Origin of the sequence: Zoogloea oleivorans, assembly GCF_008107625.1 — a bacterium.
Taxonomy (GTDB): domain Bacteria; phylum Pseudomonadota; class Gammaproteobacteria; order Burkholderiales; family Rhodocyclaceae; genus Zoogloea; species Zoogloea oleivorans.
Map to the genome: position 1 here is coordinate 1 of NZ_SDKK01000034.1, position 16446 is coordinate 16446.

Below are 16446 nucleotides of genomic sequence, written 5' to 3' on the forward strand. Positions count from 1 at the left end.
CTGAAAACGAGGAGACCCCATAATGTGCAATTTCAAGAAGGAGTTCCCATGGACCGCGTCATTCAATCGCCCGGCAAATATGTACAAGGGGCCGATGCACTGCAACGGCTGGGGGACTACCTCAAGCCGCTGGCGGACAGCTGGCTGGTGATTGCCGACAAGTTCGTGCTGGGCTTTGCCGAAGACACCATCCGCCAAAGCCTCAGCAAGGCCGGGCTGGCCATGGACATCGTCGCCTTCAACGGCGAATGCTCGCAAGGCGAGGTCGATCGCCTGTGCCAACTGACCACGCAAAACGGGCGCAGCGCCATCGTCGGCATTGGTGGCGGCAAGACGCTGGACACCGCCAAGGCCGTGGCTTTTTTCCAGAAAGTGCCCGTGGCCGTGGCGCCCACTATCGCCTCCACCGACGCGCCCTGCAGCGCGCTGTCGGTGCTCTACACCGATGACGGCGAATTCGACCGCTATCTGATGCTGCCCACCAACCCCGCCCTGGTGGTGGTGGACACCGCCATTGTCGCCCGTGCACCGGCGCGGCTGCTGGCGGCCGGCATTGGTGATGCCCTGGCCACCTGGTTCGAGGCGCGTGCCGCATCGCGCAGCAGCGCGGCCACCATGGCAGGCGGCCCGGCCACGCAGACCGCACTGAACCTGGCCAGGTTCTGCTACGACACCTTGCTGGAAGAGGGTGAAAAAGCCATGTTGGCCGTGCAGGCCCAGGTGGTGACGCCGGCGCTGGAGCGCATCGTCGAGGCCAACACCTACCTGAGCGGGGTGGGCTTTGAAAGCGGTGGCGTGGCCGCCGCCCACGCCGTGCACAACGGCCTGACCGCCGTGGCTGAAACCCACCACTTCTATCACGGCGAAAAAGTGGCGTTTGGCGTGCTGGTGCAACTGGCGCTGGAAAACGCCTCCAACGCGGAAATGCAGGAAGTGATGTCGCTGTGCCACGCCGTGGGCCTGCCCGTCACGCTGGCGCAGCTGGACATTACCGAAGACATCCCCGCCAAGATGCGCGCCGTGGCCGAGCTGGCCTGCGCCCCTGGCGAGACCATCCACAACATGCCCGGCGGCGTGACGGTGGAGCAGGTCTATGGCGCGTTGCTGGTGGCGGACCAGCTGGGGCAGCATTTTCGACGTCGCTTTGATCGAAAAGCATTGGGATAGTCTGGTGCACCTGGCAGCCTCGGTCATGAGCGGACATGCCAGTGCGGTGGCAGCTCTTGCGCGGTTCGGTTCTGCCGCCCAGGGCGATCCAATCTATGAGGCTGGCGTGCAATTGGGGCGGTTGCTGCGTACGGCGTTTTTGGCTGACTACTTTGTCAAGGACGCTTTCAGGAACGAGTTGCGCCGGGTGCTCAATCGGGGCGAGGCTGTTAACGCCCTCAAGCGCGCCATTTATACCGGCCGGATCAGCCCGGCGCAGGCCAAACGTGTCGATGAAATGCAGGCTGTGGCCGATGCGTTGAGCCTGATGGCCAACATCGTGATGGCGTGGAATACCTCACAGATGCAGGCGGTCCTGGATCGCTGGTCGAACCGCCGCCAGGTCATTCCACCGGAACTGATCGGGAAGATTGCGCCCACCAGGCTGGAGAGCATCAACTTGCGGGGTGTGTTTCGCTTCCCGGTTGACCGCTATGCTGACCAAATCCTGCCTTCGCGGCCAAATGCATCGATAACTGGCACCAATGGATGAAACCGACCACGGTTTGACGCCACGAATCGCAGATTTGAAAGTGAACAGGAAAGTCAATGAAATCAACGATCTACCAACACCACCTCCGCGCCAGTGCTAGCTTTTCGTACCGTCACTTATTGCACTGAAAACGAGGAGACCCCGACATCTACACCGAAAAGTTTCTCTCGGCCGCAGACACCAACCAGCAGCGCAGCCCCTTGTTCAAACGGGTTTGAATGGACACACGATGTTTTTAGACACCCGCCCCAAGGTCCCTGTTCACGTCACGCAAACAGACGAAACATTTCCGTGTGCCCATGACGAAAGCCTGCTGCAAGGCATGTTGCGTTTGGGGCGCAAGGGTATCCCGGTGGGATGTGTCAATGGTGGTTGCGGCGTTTGCAAGGTTCACATTCTTGAGGGGCAAACTCACCCGCTCGGTCCCGTCAGTCGCGCTCATGTCAGTGCTGAAGAAGAAACCCAAGGTTTTACTTTGGCCTGCCGTGTCGCACCAGTTACCGCCATCCGGCTGGAGGTGACTGGCAAGTTTGAAAAGCCGTTTCGCAAAGGGTTTGCTGCTACAGCAAACGCCTGAGTTTTAACCTAGAGGAGACTTCAATGGGTATTATGAGAATTGGTCATGCCAGCCTGCGGGTGATGGATATGGCTGCCGCTCTTAAGCACTACGAAAAGGTGCTGGGCATGAAAAAAACGATGGAGGACAAACATGGCAACGTGTACCTCAAATGCTGGGACGAGTGGGACAAGTTCTCTGTGATTCTCACGCCCTCTGACCAGGCGGGTTTGAATCATGTGGCCTACAAGGTCGAAAAGGACAGCGACCTTGACGAGTTGAAAAAGAAGGTTGAGGCCTACGGCATCAAAACAGCCATGCTGGAAGAAGGCACCTTGCCATCAATGGGTCGCATGCTTCAATTCAACCTGCCAAGCGGTCACGAAATGCGACTTTACGCGATGAAAGAGTACGTGGGTACCGAGGTTGGAATTGACAACCCCGATCCATGGCCAGACAACATCACGGGCGCCGGCGCGCACTGGCTCGACCACTGCCTGTTGATGTGCGAGCTCAATCCAGAGACGGGCATCAACAAGGTGGCTGAAAACACCAAGTTCATGACCGATGTGCTGGACTTTTTTCTCACTGAGCAGGTGGTTGTGGGCCCCAACGGCGCGATTCAAGCGGCTACCTGGATGGCACGCACCACCACACCACACGATATCGCCTTTGTCGGCGGTCCGCGCATGGGCTTGCACCACATTGCTTTTTTCCTGGATTCATGGAATGACATCTTGAAGTCGGCCGACGTGATGGCAAAAACCAAGACACGGATCGACGTGGCGCCCACACGCCACGGAATCACGCGTGGCGAGACCATTTACTTCTTTGATCCGAGTGGCAACCGCAACGAAACTTTTGCTGGTCTGGGTTACCTGGCTCAACGCGACCGCCCCGTAACCACATGGGACGAGTCTCATCTGGGAAGCGGTATTTTTTACCATACGGGTGATCTTGTACCGTCCTTCACCGAGGTGTACACCTGAGTCGTCTGACGCAATGATGAAAGGATTTGACGTTTCAAGTGTGGAGGTGCATGCCATTTCGGTCGCAGCCGCTGCATCGGCCGTTCAGGCTGCGGTAGCGCACGCGAGCGAACTTGGCATTCGCATCAACGTCGCCGTTACGGATTCAGCAGGCGTGCTCGTGGCTTTCCTGCGCATGCCGGGGGCTTTTCTTCACTCAGTGGAGATTGCCATCGACAAGGCATACACCGCTGCCAGCTTTGGTTTTCCGACCTCCGAGTGGATGGGTATTCTTGCAGGCGATGAGGCTTTGCGGCTGGGGATGCCACTGCGGCCACGTCTGGTGGTCTTTGGTGGCGGCTTGCCAATCCGTGATGGTGGACATTTGTTAGGCGGTATCGGTGTCTCGGGAGGGTCTGCCGAGCAGGATGCGGCTTGTGCTCAGGCCGGGTTGACGGCCGTCGGGTTAAGTAGCTAACTTTCCTGGCCCTTGGCGGTAGTCGACTGGGGCCATGAAAGTTATTTAACGTTATCGGCGCAAGGCTTTGCCAAAGCGCCACTTTAGGGAAAGTGCATCATGAAAGAAATCAAGAACTTCATCAACGGGCAGTACGTCACCAATGTCAGTGGCAAGACCTACGAGAAGCGCAACCCGGTCGACAACAGCCTGATTGGCATGGTGTATGAGGCCGGCCAACCTGAGGTGGATGCTGCCGTGGTCGCCGCACGCGCCGCGCTGAAGGGTCCTTGGGGCAAGCTCTCGGTGGTAGATCGCTGCGCCATGCTCGACGGTCTGGTGGCCGAGATCAACCACCGCTTTGATGACTTCCTGCAAGCCGAGATTGCCGACACCGGCAAGCCAGCGCACCTGGCCTCGCACATCGATATCCCGCGCGGTGCTGCCAACTTCAAGATATTTACCGACACCATCAAGAACGTCTCCACCGAGTCGTTCGAGATGCGCACCCCTGACGGAAAAACTGCGCGAAGCTACGGTGTGCGCACACCGCGCGGCGTGATCGCCATCATCTGTCCCTGGAATCTGCCGCTGTTGTTGATGACCTGGAAATGTGGTCCTGCCATGGCCTGTGGCAACACCGTGGTGGTGAAGCCGTCGGAATCGACCCCCAGCACCGCCACGCTGCTGGGCGAAGTGATGAACAAGGTGGGCGTTCCACCCGGCGTGTACAACGTGGTCAATGGCTTTGGGGTCAATTCGGCTGGCTCGTTCTTGACCGCCCACCAAGGTGTCAACGGCATCACCTTTACCGGTGAGACCAAAACCGGCACCGCCATCATGAAAGCGGCGGCTGATGGCATTCGCCCGGTATCCTTAGAGCTGGGTGGCAAAAACGCGGCGGTAGTGTTTGCTGATTGTGATTTTGAAAACGCTCTGACCACCGTGACCCGCTCTGCCTTTGAAAACTGCGGCCAAGTCTGTTTGGGCACTGAGCGCGTGTATGTGGAGCGACCGATTTTTGACAAATTCGTCAGCGCCCTGAAAGAGCGCGCCGCGGCCATGAAGCCCGGCCGCCCGTTCGATGCCGATACCAAAATTGGCCCGCTGGTGAGCAAAATCCACCAGAAAAAGGTGCTCTCTTACTACGCCAAAGCCAAGGCAGAAGGTGCCAATATTGTTCTTGGTGGCGGCGTTCCCAATATGCCAGATGACCTGAAAGACGGCTGCTGGGTAGAACCCACCATCTGGACCGGCCTGCCCGAGAGCTCACCTATTGTTCGTGAAGAAATTTTTGGCCCATGCTGCCATATCCAGCCGTTTGAAACCGAAGACGAGGTGCTCAATATGATCAACGACAGCCCTTACGGACTGGCCACTTCTATCCACACCCAGGATATCAGCCGAGCCAGCCGCCTGGCAACGCAAATCGAGGTGGGTCTGTGCTGGATCAACAGCTGGTTCCTGCGTGATTTGCGCACGCCCTTTGGCGGCTCCAAGCAGTCGGGTATCGGGCGTGAAGGTGGCCTGCATTCGCTGGAGTTCTACACCGAACTGCGCAACGTGATGATCAAGTATTAATTAATTGAGCCCCCAATTTTTTTGTAAGAAACTCCCATGAAGCTTTATTACTCTCCTGGCGCTTGCTCGCTGTCACCCCACATTGCCCTGCGCGAAGCCGGTCTGGACTTTGACTTGGTCAAGGTCGATCTCAAAACCAAGAAAACCGATGCTGGTGACGATTACTTTGCAGCGAACCCCAGCGGCTATGTGCCCTGCTTGCAGCTCGACGATGGTCGCACGCTCACCGAAGGCCCCTCCATCGTGCAATACATCGCTGACCAAGCGGCTGGCAAAAAACTTGCGCCGCTCAACGGCACGTTTGAGCGCTATCAACTACAGCAGTGGCTTAACTTTATTTCCACCGAGATTCATAAAAGCTTTTCCCCGCTGTTCAATCCCGATGCCAGCGCTGACTCCAAGGCTACGGCGCGCAAGACTTTGGATGCCCGCTTGGCGACAGCAGCAGCACAACTTTCCAAGACACCCTATTTGCTTGGAGAGAGCTACTCTGTCGCCGACATCTACCTGTTTGTTACCTTGGGCTGGGCTGGCTATGTGGGTGTGGACTTGGCGCCATGGCCTGCGTTGCAACACTTTTCGGCCCGGGTGGCCTCCCGCGATGCCGTTCAGGCCACCTTGCGCGCAGAAGGTTTGATTCAGGCCTGAACATGATGACAACATCCAATCCAGAAATTGCACAATCGATTGTTGCTGCGGGCATCCGCACCAACTTCCATGATGTGGGCACCGGCTTCCCGGTTCTGTTGATTCACGGTTCCGGCCCGGGCGTGACCGCGTGGGCCAACTGGCGCCTGGCAATGCCTGCGCTGGCCAAACAGGCTCGGGTCATTGCACCCGACATGGTGGGTTTCGGTTTTACAGAACGGCCAGATGGTTTTGCATACACGATGCATGCCTGGGTCAGGCAAGCCATTGGCCTGTTGGATGCACTGAAGCTTGATCAGGTTGATCTGGTTGGCAACTCCTTTGGTGGTGCGCTGTCCCTTGCACTGGCCATTCGTCACCCCCAGCGTGTTCGCCGCCTGGTGCTTATGGGGGCCGCTGGTGTCGAGTTTGAGCTGACACCTGGCCTGGATGCCGTTTGGGGCTATACGCCATCGCTTGACAACATGCGCAAGCTGCTGGACATCTTTGCCTTTGACCGCGGACTGGTGACCGATGAACTTGCACGACTGCGCTACGACGCCAGTATCCAGCCGGGATTTCAGGAAGCTTTTTCGTCGATGTTCCCCGCACCGCGTCAGCGCTGGGTGGCATCACTGGCAAGTCCTGAAGCGGATATACAAGCACTGCCACACGAAACTCTGATCATTCATGGTCGCGAAGACCAAGTCTTGCCTTTGTCAAACTCGATCCGGCTGAACGCGCTGATTTCACGTTCACAGTTGCATGTGTTTGGGCGCTGCGGTCACTGGACGCAAATTGAGCATGCGGCACGTTTTGCGCAGTTGGTCGGGAATTTCTTGGCTGAGGAAGACGCATGGGCTGCCTGAAAGATTCGTAAAAACTACTACTTTGATAGCTTATTGCGCTTATTTAATAAGGGCTAGAGGCTTGAAAGATCAATATTTTCTAATTAACCAACCGAGCTGAACCGAAATGGATGCAAAACTAATTGAAACCCTGGGCGATGAGCTTTACCACGCCATGAGCACACAAACCGTGGTGGACCCGCTCACCAGCCGTCACCCCGAGATCACCATCGAGAACGCTTACCACATCCAGCAGCGTATGTTGTCACGGCGCCTGCGGGCGGGTGAGCGTGTGGTAGGCAAGAAAATTGGCGTCACCTCTGCTGCCGTGATGAATATGCTGGGCGTTTACCAGCCTGACTTTGGCTATCTGCTCGACGGCATGATCTACAACGAAGGCCAGTCGATCGACATCGCCACACTCATCCAGCCCAAGGCCGAAGGTGAAATCGCCTTCATCCTGAAAAAAGACCTGATGGGGCCTGGCGTCAGCAACGCCGACGTGCTGGCCGCCACCGAATGTGTGATGCCTTGCTTCGAGATCGTTGATAGCCGCATTCGCGACTGGAAGATCAAGATCCAGGACACCGTCGCGGACAACGCCTCGTGCGGGGTCTTTGTGCTGGGTGACCGCGCCGTGAACCCGCGCCATATTGATCTGTCCACCTGCGGTATGGTGCTGGAGAAAAATGGCGAAATCATCGGCACCGGTGCGGGCGCAGCCGCCCTTGGGTCGCCGGTGAATGCAGTCACCTGGTTGGTCAACACCTTGGGCCGACTGGGTATCGGCATGAAAGCGGGTGAAGTCATCTTGTCGGGCGCTTTGGCGGCCATGTCGCCGGCCAAAGCGGGCGACAACTTCCGCGTGTCGATTGGCGGGTTGGGCAACTGCTCAGTGCGTTTCTCCTGAAACTGCCTGAGTCGCGATGGCCACAACGCTTCTTCAAGCTGCCAGCGCCGTCACCGTGCTGGTGTCGCGCCGCGTCAAGCCGGGTCACGAGGCCGCTTTCGAGCAGGCTTCCGAAGCGATGACTGCTGCTGCCCGACCGTTTCCCGGCTATCTGGGCGGCCAACTGGTGCGCCCTGATCCCGAAGGCGACGACGAGGAAAGCAACATTTACCACACCGTGTTTGCATTTGACACGCCAGAACACCTGCAAACCTGGCAGACCTCGCCCGAGCGCACGGCGCGGCTGGCCGCCATTGCACCGCACACCCTGGGCAGCACCAAACTGCGTGAGGTCAGCGGCCTGGGCCACTGGTTCACCCCGCCCGCCGGAATTGCCCTCCAGCCACCTCCACGATGGAAAGTGGCGGTAGTCACCTGGCTGGGCATCTGTCCGACGGTGTACATCCTGTTCCTGACGGTCGCACCTTTGTTGACCGGTTGGCCGCTGCTGCCGCGGGTAATGGTCATCACGATGCTGGTGGTGTTGCTAATGACTTGGGTGGTGGCCCCGCGCTTGACCACCTGGCTGAAACCTTTTTTGTATCCGCCTACCCGCGGCTACACCTGACCAGGAACTTGAATGGATCTTTTGCTTAAAGGCAAACGCGCCTTAATCACCGGATCGACCTCCGGCATAGGCTGGGCCACCGCGCGCGAACTCGCGGCTGAAGGGGTCCATGTGATTCTCAATGGCCGCGACCCAACCAGGCTGACCAGCGCGATCGAACGCATCCAGTCCGAGTTTGCGGACGCGATGGTAGACGGCGTGGCCGCCGATTTGTCATCCGCTGCCGGTTGCCAGCAACTGCTCGAGGCTGCTGGTGAGATCGACATTCTGGTCAACAACCTGGGCATTTTTGAGCCCAAACCTTTTGAGCAGATTGTCGATGAGGACTGGTTGCGTTTTTTCGAAGTCAACGTGATGAGCGGTGTTCGTTTGTCGCGCCACCACTTGGCGCTCATGAAGGCCCGCAACTGGGGCCGCATCGTGTTCATCTCCAGCGAATCGGGCATTTGCCCGCCGGCTGAGATGGTGCATTACGGCATGAGCAAGTCGGCTCAGTTGTCGGTGTCACGCGCTCTGGCTGAAACCTGTACCGGCACAAACGTCACGGTCAACAGCGTGCTGCCCGGCCCGACCAAAACCGAAGGCGTGGGCGAGTTCTTTGCCACCCTGGCCCGTGATGCCGGCCAGACGCTGGAACAGGCGGAACACGACTTTTTCAAATTTGCCCGCCCGACATCGTTGTTACAACGCTTTATCGAGCCCGCCGAAGTGGCCGCCATGGTGGCCTATGTCTGCAGCCCGCGCTCTGCCGCCACCAACGGTGCCGCCCTGCACGTCGAAGGCGGTGTGGTGCGCTCTCTTATCTAATTTCAACTGAAGGAATTTTTATGAAAAAAATCAAATGTGCCCTCATCGGGCCCGGCAACATTGGCACCGACCTGCTGGCCAAGCTGCAACGCAGCAAGGTTTTAGAGCCTGTCTGGATGGTAGGCATTGATCCCAACTCAGACGGCCTCAAGCGCGCCCGCGAAATGGGCATCAAAACCACGTCTGAGGGCGTGGACGGCCTGGTGCCACACATGGTGGCAGATGGTGTGCAAATCGTCTTTGACGCCACCAGTGCCTATGTGCATGCAGAAAACAGCCGCAAGGTCAACGCCCTGGGCGCGTTGATGATTGACCTGACCCCGGCGGCCATTGGCCCGTTTTGCGTGCCGCCAGTGAACCTGATCGAGCATGTTGGCAAAGGTGAGATGAACGTCAACATGGTCACCTGCGGTGGCCAGGCGACGATCCCAATGGTGGCAGCGGTGAGCCGCGTGCAACCCGTGGCCTACGGTGAAATCGTTGCCACCGTGTCCAGCAAATCCGCCGGCCCCGGTACGCGCAAGAACATTGACGAATTCACCCGCACCACCGCCAGCGCGGTCGAGAAGGTGGGTGGTGCGAAAAAAGGCAAGGCCATCATCATCCTGAACCCGGCCGAGCCGCCGCTGATCATGCGCGACACCGTGCATTGTCTGACCGAGACCGAACCGGACCAGGCCAAGATCACCGAATCGATCCACGCCATGATCAAGGAAGTTCAGAAATACGTGCCCGGCTACAAGTTGGTCAACGGCCCTGTGTTTGACGGCAAACGTGTGTCGGTCTTCCTGGAAGTGGAAGGCCTGGGTGACTACCTGCCCAAATACGCGGGCAACCTCGACATCATGACGGCCGCTGCCGCCCGCACGGCCGAGATGTTTGCCGAAGAAATCATCGCGGGTCGCTTGACGCTCAAACCCGTGCAAGCCTGACCCCACCCTGGAGAACGACCATGACACAAGCTAAAAAAATTACCCTGCACGACATGACCCTGCGCGACGGCATGCACCCCAAGCGCCACCTGATGACGCTGGACCAGATGAAAAGCATCGCCTGCGGGCTGGACAACGCAGGCATTCCGCTGATCGAAGTGACCCACGGCGATGGCCTAGGCGGCTCGTCCGTCAACTACGGCTTTCCGGCACACACCGACGAGGAATACCTGGGCGCGGTTATCCCGCTGATGAAGCAGGCCAAGATTTCGGCCCTGCTGCTGCCCGGCATCGGCACCGTTGATCACCTGATGATGGCCAAAGACCTGGGTGTATCCACCATCCGTGTGGCCACCCACTGCACTGAAGCCGACGTGAGTGAACAGCACATCACAAAGGCCCGAACTCTGGGCATGGACACCGTGGGCTTTTTGATGATGGCGCACATGGCCAGCCCCGAGAAGCTGGTAACCCAGGCCAAACTGATGGAAGGCTATGGTGCCAACTGCATTTACGTGACCGACTCGGCCGGCCACCTGCTGCCCGACGGCGTAAAAGCCCGCCTGAGCGCGGTGCGTGCTGCGCTCAAGCCCGAGACCGAGCTCGGCTTTCACGGCCACCACAACCTCGCCATGGGCGTGGCCAACTCGCTTGCCGCCATTGAAGTCGGTGCCACGCGCATTGACGCGGCCGCCGCCGGCTTGGGTGCGGGAGCTGGCAACACGCCGATGGAAGTGCTGGTGTCGGTGCTGGACCTCATGAAAATCAGCACCGGTGTGGATGTCTACAAGATCCAGGACGTGGCCGAAGACCTGGTGGTGCCGATCATGGATTTCCCGATCCGTATTGACCGTGACGCCCTCACCTTGGGTTATGCCGGGGTTTATGGCTCTTTCCTGCTGTTTGCCAAACGGGCCGAGAAGAAGTATGGCGTCAGCGCACGCGACATCTTGGTCGAGATGGGACGCCGCGGCATGGTGGGTGGCCAGGAAGACATGATTGAAGATACCGCCATGACCTTGGCGCGCCAGCGCCAAGCGGCCTAAGCATCAGACTTTGTTGGAGCGGCGCCTTCGCTGCTCCAACAATGCCCCGGTCTGCCTTGCCTTCGGGTGCGGACCTCAACTCAACATTTGCAAGAACCTTATGAAACTCGATCACAACACCATCAACGCCCTGGCTGACCGCCTGGAAGGCTGCCAACTGCAGCAACAAGACACCACCAAAATCACCGACGACCATCCCGACATGGACTGGGACGACGCCTACGCCATTCAGGACGAAATCCGTCGGCGCAAACTGGCGCGTGGTCTGCGCGTGATTGGCCTCAAGGCCGGTTTGACCTCACACGCCAAGATGAAGCAAATGGGCGTCAGCACGCCGGTGTTTGGCTTCATGACCGACGACTACGCCGTGCCTGATGGCGGTGAGTGCAAGGTGAGCGAGCTGATCCATCCCAAGGTCGAGCCCGAGATTGCTTTTGTCACCAAGACCGACCTGCGTGGCCCCGGCTGCCACATTGGAGCCGTGCTGGCCGCCACCGACTTCGTCATGCCTGGCATCGAGGTGATCGACAGCCGTTACCGCGACTTCAAGTTCGACCTCAAAAGCGTGGTGGCCGACAACACCTCGGCGGCGCGTTTTGTCGTGGGTGGCCAACCGATGCGTGTGATGGGTGCCGACCTGCGCACGGTCGGCATCGTGCTGGAAAAAAATGGCGTGCCCGTCGCTTTTGGTGCCGGTGCGGCCGTGATGGGCCATCCAGCAGCGGCGATTGCGGCCTTGGCCAACCACCTGGGCGAACGCGGAGAATTCATTCCGGCTGGTACGCTGATCCTGTCCGGCGGCATCACCGAAGCCGTCTCGGTGCAGGCCGGTGACAACGTGACCCTCCGTGTGCAAGGCATGGGCAGCACCAGCATCCGTTTTGTTTAATTTATTAACTTTGACGTAACAGGATTCAGACCATGCCGTTCGCACAGATTTACCTCATGGAAGGCCGCACCGAAGAGCAAAAGCGCGCCGTGATCGAAAAAGTCAGCGCCGCGCTGGTGGAAGCCGTGGGTGCGCCCATCGCCAACGTGCGCGTCTGGATCACCGAGGTGCCCAAGGAAAACTGGGGCATCGCCGGCGTCACCGCCAAAGATTTGGGGCGCTAGCAGCCTGCTAGGCACAAAGCTTGCGCCACTGCGGGTTCCCGTGCTGAGGCACCAACCGCGCTGCCAGTTCAAGCCTTCTGGGACGCAGGTGTTTCGGCACCTGCGTCCCTTTCCGTTTTCTAATCAGTTGGGATTAGAGTTCATCGCTGCGCAAGTGGTCTGACCCACAAATTTTTCTAATTCGCCATGAAAAAAATCAAAAGCATCCTTGTCGCCAACCGCAGCGAAATCGCCATCCGGGTGCTACGCGCAGCCTCCGAGATGGGCATCCGCACGGTGGCCATCTTCTCCAATGAAGACCGCTTTGCGCTGCACCGCTTCAAGTCCGACGAGTCATATCTGGTGGGTGCCGGTAAAAAGCCAATCTCAGCCTACCTCGACATTGACGACATCATCCGCATCGCCAAAGAAGCCGAGGTCGACGCGATTCACCCCGGCTACGGCTTCCTGAGCGAGAACCCCGACTTTGCCGACGCCTGTGCCGCAGCTGGCATCGCCTTCATTGGTCCCAAAGGCGATGTCATGCGCACCCTGGGCAACAAGGTGGCCGCCCGTGCCGTGGCGATTGCCGCCGGCGTGCCGGTTGTGCCCGCCACCGGTGCCTTGCCGGATGACATTGAAGGTGCCAAAGCCATGGCGCTCACTGTGGGTTACCCGCTGATGCTCAAGGCCAGCTGGGGCGGCGGTGGCCGTGGCATGCGGGTGATCGAAACCGAAGCCGACCTGGCACCGATGATGGAGCTGGCCAAACGCGAAGCCCTGGCCGCGTTTGGCAACGACGAGGTCTATCTGGAAAAACTGGTGCGCCGCGCCCGCCACGTCGAAGTGCAGGTCATGGGTGACAAACATGGCAACCTGGTGCACCTGTTTGAGCGTGACTGCTCGGTACAACGCCGCAACCAGAAAGTGGTGGAGCGTGCCCCCGCCCCGTACATGGATGAAGCCACCCGCCAGGAGCTGTGCGAATCCGCGCTGCGTCTGGCCCGCGCCGCCCACTACAGCCACGCCGGCACGGTCGAGTACCTGTATGACGTGGACAGCGGCAAGTATTACTTCATCGAAGTCAACCCGCGTATCCAGGTCGAACACACCGTCACCGAAGTGGTCACCGGCGTCGACATCGTCAAGGCGCAGATTCGTGTCACCGAAGGCGCCAAGGTCGGTGACGATGACTCCTTCATTCCGTTCCAGAAAGACATCAGCCTGCGCGGCCACGCCCTGCAATGCCGTGTCACCACCGAAGACCCGGAAAACAACTTCACCCCCGATTACGGCAAGATCGCGGTGTACCGCAGCGCGGCGGGTTTTGGCATCCGCCTGGATGCCGGCACCGCCTACGCCGGTGCCGTGATCACCCCGTATTACGACTCTCTCCTGGTCAAGGTCACCGCATGGGGCCACACACCGGACGAAGCCGCCGCCCGCATGGACCGCGCCCTGCGTGAGTTCCGCGTGCGTGGCCTGTCCACCAACTTGCAGTTCCTTGAAAACGTCATTGCCCACCCGCTGTTTCGCTCGGGTGAATGCACCACCCGCTTCATCGACACCACGCCAGAGTTGTTCAACTTTGTCAAGCGCCGTGACCGCGCCACCCGCTTGCTGAAGTTCCTGGGCGATGTGGCCATCAACGGCAACCCCGAGATGAAAGGCCGCACGCTGCCCCAGCTGCCGCTGTCACTGCCGATCAAGCCAGTGTGTGACCTGACCGCTCCGATTCCCAAAGGCACACGCGACCGCTTGAAAGAACTTGGCCCAAATCAGTTTGCCCAGTGGATGAAAGACCAGCCGCAGGTGCTGCTGACCGACACCACCATGCGCGACGCGCATCAGTCGCTGTTTGCCACCCGCATGCGCTCGGATGACATGACCGCCATTGCGCCGCATTACGCCCGCATGTTGCCGCAACTGTTCTCGATGGAGTGCTGGGGCGGCGCCACCTTTGACGTGGCGCTGCGTTTCCTGAAAGAAGACCCGTGGGAGCGCCTGGCCAGATTGCGCGAAGCCACCCCCAACATCTTGTTCCAGATGCTGCTGCGTGCCAGCAACGCGGTGGGTTACACCAACTACTCGGACAACGTGGTGCGCTACTTTGTCCAGCAGGCGGCCAAGAATGGCGTCGATGTGTTCCGCGTGTTTGACTCCCTCAACTGGGTCGACAACATGCGGGTGGCGATGGACGCGGTGATTGAGACCGGTGCCCTGTGTGAAGGTGCGCTGTGTTACACCGGCGACCTGTTTGACACCAAGCGCAGCAAGTACGACCTCAAATACTACGTCGGCCTGGCCAAACAGCTGGAAAAAGCCGGCGCCCACATTCTGGGCATCAAGGACATGGCCGGTGTGTGCAAACCGCGTGCTGCGTTCGAGTTGGTGAGGGTGCTCAAGCAAGAGGTCGGTTTGCCGATCCATTTCCACACCCACGACACCAGCGGCATATCGGCGGCCTCGGTGCTTGCGGCGATTGATGCGGGCTGTGATGCGGTCGATGGCGCGCTGGATGCCATGAGCGGCTTGACGTCTCAGCCCAATCTGGGCTCAATTGCCGCAGCACTCAGCGGCTCAGCACGCGACCCCGGTCTGGACTTGGCTGCCATGCAAGCCCTGTCGCATTACTGGGAAGGCGTGCGCCGTGCCTATGTGCCGTTTGAGGCTGATATGCGCTCAGGCACCTCAGATGTCTACAACCACGAAATGCCCGGTGGCCAGTACACCAACCTGCGCGAACAGGCGCGCGCCATGGGCTTGGCGCACCGCTGGCCCGAGGTGTCCAAGGCCTACGCCGACGTGAACATCCTGTTTGGAGACATCGTCAAAGTCACACCCACCTCCAAGGTGGTCGGTGACATGGCGCTGTTCATGGTCGCCAACGACCTCAAGCCGCAGGATGTCAGCAACCCGGCGCGTGAGGTTGCCTTCCCTGAGTCGGTGATTTCACTGTTCAAGGGCGAGCTGGGCTTTCCGCCGGATGGTTTCCCCAAACCCTTGGAAAAGAAAGTGCTGCGCGGTGAAGCCCCGATGCAAGGCCGCGCCGGCGACCATTTGCCACCAGTGGATCTGGAGGCCAAACGGCTAGAGGCTGAACACGCCATTGGCCGCAAGGTAAGCGACACCGACTTGGCCTCTTATTTGATGTACCCCAAGGTCTTCAAGGACTATGCCGAACATCGGCGCGACTACAGCGACGTGTCTTTGCTGCCAACTTCACCCTTCTTCTATGGCCTGCTGGACCGCGAAGAAATCGCCATCGACATCGACAAGGGCAAAACCCTGGTGGTGCGCCAGACCGGACGCTCGGACACGGTGGACGAAGAAGGCAAGATCAAGGTGTTTTTTGAACTCAACGGCCAGCCGCGCACGGTGCGGGTCCACAAGGCCGGCTTGGGTGCGGTCAAGGCCAAACCGAAGGCGGAAGAAGGCAACCCCAAACACGTGGGCGCACCGATGCCGGGCATGGTGGTCACGGTGGCGGTCAAGGTCGGGCAGAAAGTGGCCAAGGGCGACCCACTGCTGTCGATGGAAGCCATGAAGATGGAAACCATGCTGAGCGCCGAGCGCGACGCAGTGGTGCATGCCATTCATGTGCGCACCGGGGAAACGGTGAATGCCCAGGACCTGCTGGTCGAGCTGCGTTGACCGAGAGCTTTGCATGTGTCCATGCTTGGGCTGATCTGTAGTTCCAAAACACAACGGGGGTACCTGATCGGGAAGATGCATCGGCAGGCGTGAACTGTATAGCCGGTAACTGCACAGGTGCTATGTCGATCATGACCATGGGCATCGGTGGTCGTTCTGACAGAATGACCGACTGGTATTGAGTATTTGGCTCGACCAATGGCCGCAATGGAGCAACTGACCTCAATGTCTGGAACTGGCCGGTTGCCGCAGTTCGCAAGATAATCATATCAGCATACCGCTCCGCGTATTTACTGCATTGCGGCATGTCGTCTGTATATCAATCCGCTACAGATGCCCGACGAGGCTTAGCGTACGATTTTTTTCTTTTCATGAACTGACCAGCTTTGCTGGCTGGGATGCCAATCATTTTACAATGACAAGCGCCTAACCCGGTTTTCCGTTCCACTGCACCCCAAACCCCTTCCTCGCGCGGTCGCGGGCAGGGGTGTTTGCGTGACGCAGACATATCCATGCACATACTAGGGTCTGTTGACAATCCCCCCCGAGAAATGATGCTCTCCTGACCAGCCCAGAAAGTCGTTTACGTTCAGCCGGTTGCGCAGGGGGCTGTTCACCCGGCGCCACTTGTGGTCCTATTCTGACTTTTGGGCAGACTCAGG

The 16446-nt window shown here is 59.0% G+C and carries 15 protein-coding genes and 1 pseudogene; all 16 read left to right on the plus strand.

The genetic code is table 11. The features are described 5' to 3' along the window. Positions 1 to 48 precede the first annotated feature (48 nt). Complete coding sequence (gene gldA / locus ETQ85_RS23040) at positions 49 to 1167, plus strand: bifunctional L-1,2-propanediol dehydrogenase/glycerol dehydrogenase (protein WP_108235166.1); 1119 nt, start codon at positions 49 to 51, stop codon at positions 1165 to 1167. Beyond that, positions 1136 to 1699, plus strand: a pseudogene (locus tag ETQ85_RS23045) (Tn3 family transposase); the annotation flags it as partial. The gene gldA and the pseudogene ETQ85_RS23045, both read left to right, overlap by 32 nt. 229 nt (positions 1700 to 1928) lie before the next feature. Further along, positions 1929 to 2276, plus strand: coding sequence for a 2Fe-2S iron-sulfur cluster binding domain-containing protein (locus ETQ85_RS23050; protein ID WP_148581396.1), 348 nt, complete (start codon positions 1929 to 1931; stop codon positions 2274 to 2276). Positions 2277 to 2299: 23 nt separating this feature from the next. Then, positions 2300 to 3244: a catechol 2,3-dioxygenase gene (locus ETQ85_RS23055; RefSeq protein ID WP_148581397.1), complete on the plus strand. Its 945-nt coding sequence runs from the start codon at positions 2300 to 2302 to the stop codon at positions 3242 to 3244. A 13-nt stretch (positions 3245 to 3257) separates the two neighbouring features. Then, positions 3258 to 3701: a GlcG/HbpS family heme-binding protein gene (locus tag ETQ85_RS23060; protein WP_187394835.1), complete on the plus strand. Its 444-nt coding sequence runs from the start codon at positions 3258 to 3260 to the stop codon at positions 3699 to 3701. Positions 3702 to 3800: 99 nt separating this feature from the next. Beyond that, positions 3801 to 5261: a 2-hydroxymuconic semialdehyde dehydrogenase gene (locus ETQ85_RS23065; RefSeq protein WP_148581398.1), complete on the plus strand. Its 1461-nt coding sequence runs from the start codon at positions 3801 to 3803 to the stop codon at positions 5259 to 5261. A 36-nt stretch (positions 5262 to 5297) separates the two neighbouring features. Further along, positions 5298 to 5909 carry a glutathione transferase GstA gene (gstA, locus tag ETQ85_RS23070; RefSeq protein WP_148581399.1) on the plus strand — a complete coding sequence of 204 codons (612 nt, stop codon included), beginning with the start codon at positions 5298 to 5300 and terminating at the stop codon, positions 5907 to 5909. Between the two features lie 5 nt (positions 5910 to 5914). After that, positions 5915 to 6757, plus strand: coding sequence for an alpha/beta fold hydrolase (locus ETQ85_RS23075; protein WP_148581424.1), 843 nt, complete (start codon positions 5915 to 5917; stop codon positions 6755 to 6757). 106 nt (positions 6758 to 6863) lie between these two features. Further along, complete coding sequence (dmpE, locus tag ETQ85_RS23080) at positions 6864 to 7646, plus strand: 2-oxopent-4-enoate hydratase (protein ID WP_114969321.1); 783 nt, start codon at positions 6864 to 6866, stop codon at positions 7644 to 7646. Between the two features lie 16 nt (positions 7647 to 7662). Then, positions 7663 to 8253, plus strand: a complete 591-nt coding sequence (locus ETQ85_RS23085; protein WP_148581400.1) for an antibiotic biosynthesis monooxygenase — start codon at positions 7663 to 7665, stop codon at positions 8251 to 8253. A 12-nt stretch (positions 8254 to 8265) separates the two neighbouring features. Further along, positions 8266 to 9060: an SDR family NAD(P)-dependent oxidoreductase gene (locus ETQ85_RS23090; RefSeq protein WP_148581401.1), complete on the plus strand. Its 795-nt coding sequence runs from the start codon at positions 8266 to 8268 to the stop codon at positions 9058 to 9060. A gap of 20 nt (positions 9061 to 9080) precedes the next feature. Then, the gene (locus tag ETQ85_RS23095) at positions 9081 to 9992 is read left to right on the plus strand and encodes an acetaldehyde dehydrogenase (acetylating) (RefSeq protein ID WP_114969318.1); all 912 of its coding nucleotides are present in this window, start codon (positions 9081 to 9083) and stop codon (positions 9990 to 9992) included. 20 nt (positions 9993 to 10012) lie between these two features. Next, complete coding sequence (gene dmpG / locus ETQ85_RS23100; RefSeq protein ID WP_148581402.1) at positions 10013 to 11038, plus strand: 4-hydroxy-2-oxovalerate aldolase; 1026 nt, start codon at positions 10013 to 10015, stop codon at positions 11036 to 11038. Positions 11039 to 11138: 100 nt separating this feature from the next. Next, entirely contained in the window at positions 11139 to 11927 is a 789-nt protein-coding gene (gene dmpH, locus ETQ85_RS23105) for a 2-oxo-3-hexenedioate decarboxylase (protein WP_148581403.1), read from the plus strand. Between the two features lie 32 nt (positions 11928 to 11959). After that, complete coding sequence (locus tag ETQ85_RS23110; RefSeq protein WP_148581404.1) at positions 11960 to 12151, plus strand: 2-hydroxymuconate tautomerase; 192 nt, start codon at positions 11960 to 11962, stop codon at positions 12149 to 12151. A 186-nt stretch (positions 12152 to 12337) separates the two neighbouring features. Continuing rightward, a complete protein-coding gene (locus ETQ85_RS23115) occupies positions 12338 to 15784 on the plus strand; it encodes a pyruvate carboxylase (RefSeq protein WP_148581405.1) in 3447 nt (1148 codons plus the stop codon). Positions 15785 to 16446: the final 662 nt, after the last annotated feature.

Bases quoted from the DNA above. Each gene is read 5' to 3' on its own strand.
- ETQ85_RS23065 (WP_148581398.1), top strand. From the start codon at position 3,801: ATGAAAGAAATCAAGAACTTCATCAACGGGCAGTACGTCACCAATGTC.
- ETQ85_RS23050 (WP_148581396.1), top strand. From the start codon at position 1,929: ATGTTTTTAGACACCCGCCCCAAGGTCCCTGTTCACGTCACGCAAACA.
- ETQ85_RS23115 (WP_148581405.1), top strand. From the start codon at position 12,338: ATGAAAAAAATCAAAAGCATCCTTGTCGCCAACCGCAGCGAAATCGCC.
- ETQ85_RS23075 (WP_148581424.1), top strand. From the start codon at position 5,915: ATGACAACATCCAATCCAGAAATTGCACAATCGATTGTTGCTGCGGGC.
- ETQ85_RS23055 (WP_148581397.1), top strand. From the start codon at position 2,300: ATGGGTATTATGAGAATTGGTCATGCCAGCCTGCGGGTGATGGATATG.
- ETQ85_RS23090 (WP_148581401.1), top strand. From the start codon at position 8,266: ATGGATCTTTTGCTTAAAGGCAAACGCGCCTTAATCACCGGATCGACC.
- gstA (WP_148581399.1), top strand. From the start codon at position 5,298: ATGAAGCTTTATTACTCTCCTGGCGCTTGCTCGCTGTCACCCCACATT.
- ETQ85_RS23095 (WP_114969318.1), top strand. From the start codon at position 9,081: ATGAAAAAAATCAAATGTGCCCTCATCGGGCCCGGCAACATTGGCACC.
- dmpE (WP_114969321.1), top strand. From the start codon at position 6,864: ATGGATGCAAAACTAATTGAAACCCTGGGCGATGAGCTTTACCACGCC.
- ETQ85_RS23060 (WP_187394835.1), top strand. From the start codon at position 3,258: ATGATGAAAGGATTTGACGTTTCAAGTGTGGAGGTGCATGCCATTTCG.
- ETQ85_RS23085 (WP_148581400.1), top strand. From the start codon at position 7,663: ATGGCCACAACGCTTCTTCAAGCTGCCAGCGCCGTCACCGTGCTGGTG.
- dmpG (WP_148581402.1), top strand. From the start codon at position 10,013: ATGACACAAGCTAAAAAAATTACCCTGCACGACATGACCCTGCGCGAC.
- gldA (WP_108235166.1), top strand. From the start codon at position 49: ATGGACCGCGTCATTCAATCGCCCGGCAAATATGTACAAGGGGCCGAT.
- ETQ85_RS23110 (WP_148581404.1), top strand. From the start codon at position 11,960: ATGCCGTTCGCACAGATTTACCTCATGGAAGGCCGCACCGAAGAGCAA.
- dmpH (WP_148581403.1), top strand. From the start codon at position 11,139: ATGAAACTCGATCACAACACCATCAACGCCCTGGCTGACCGCCTGGAA.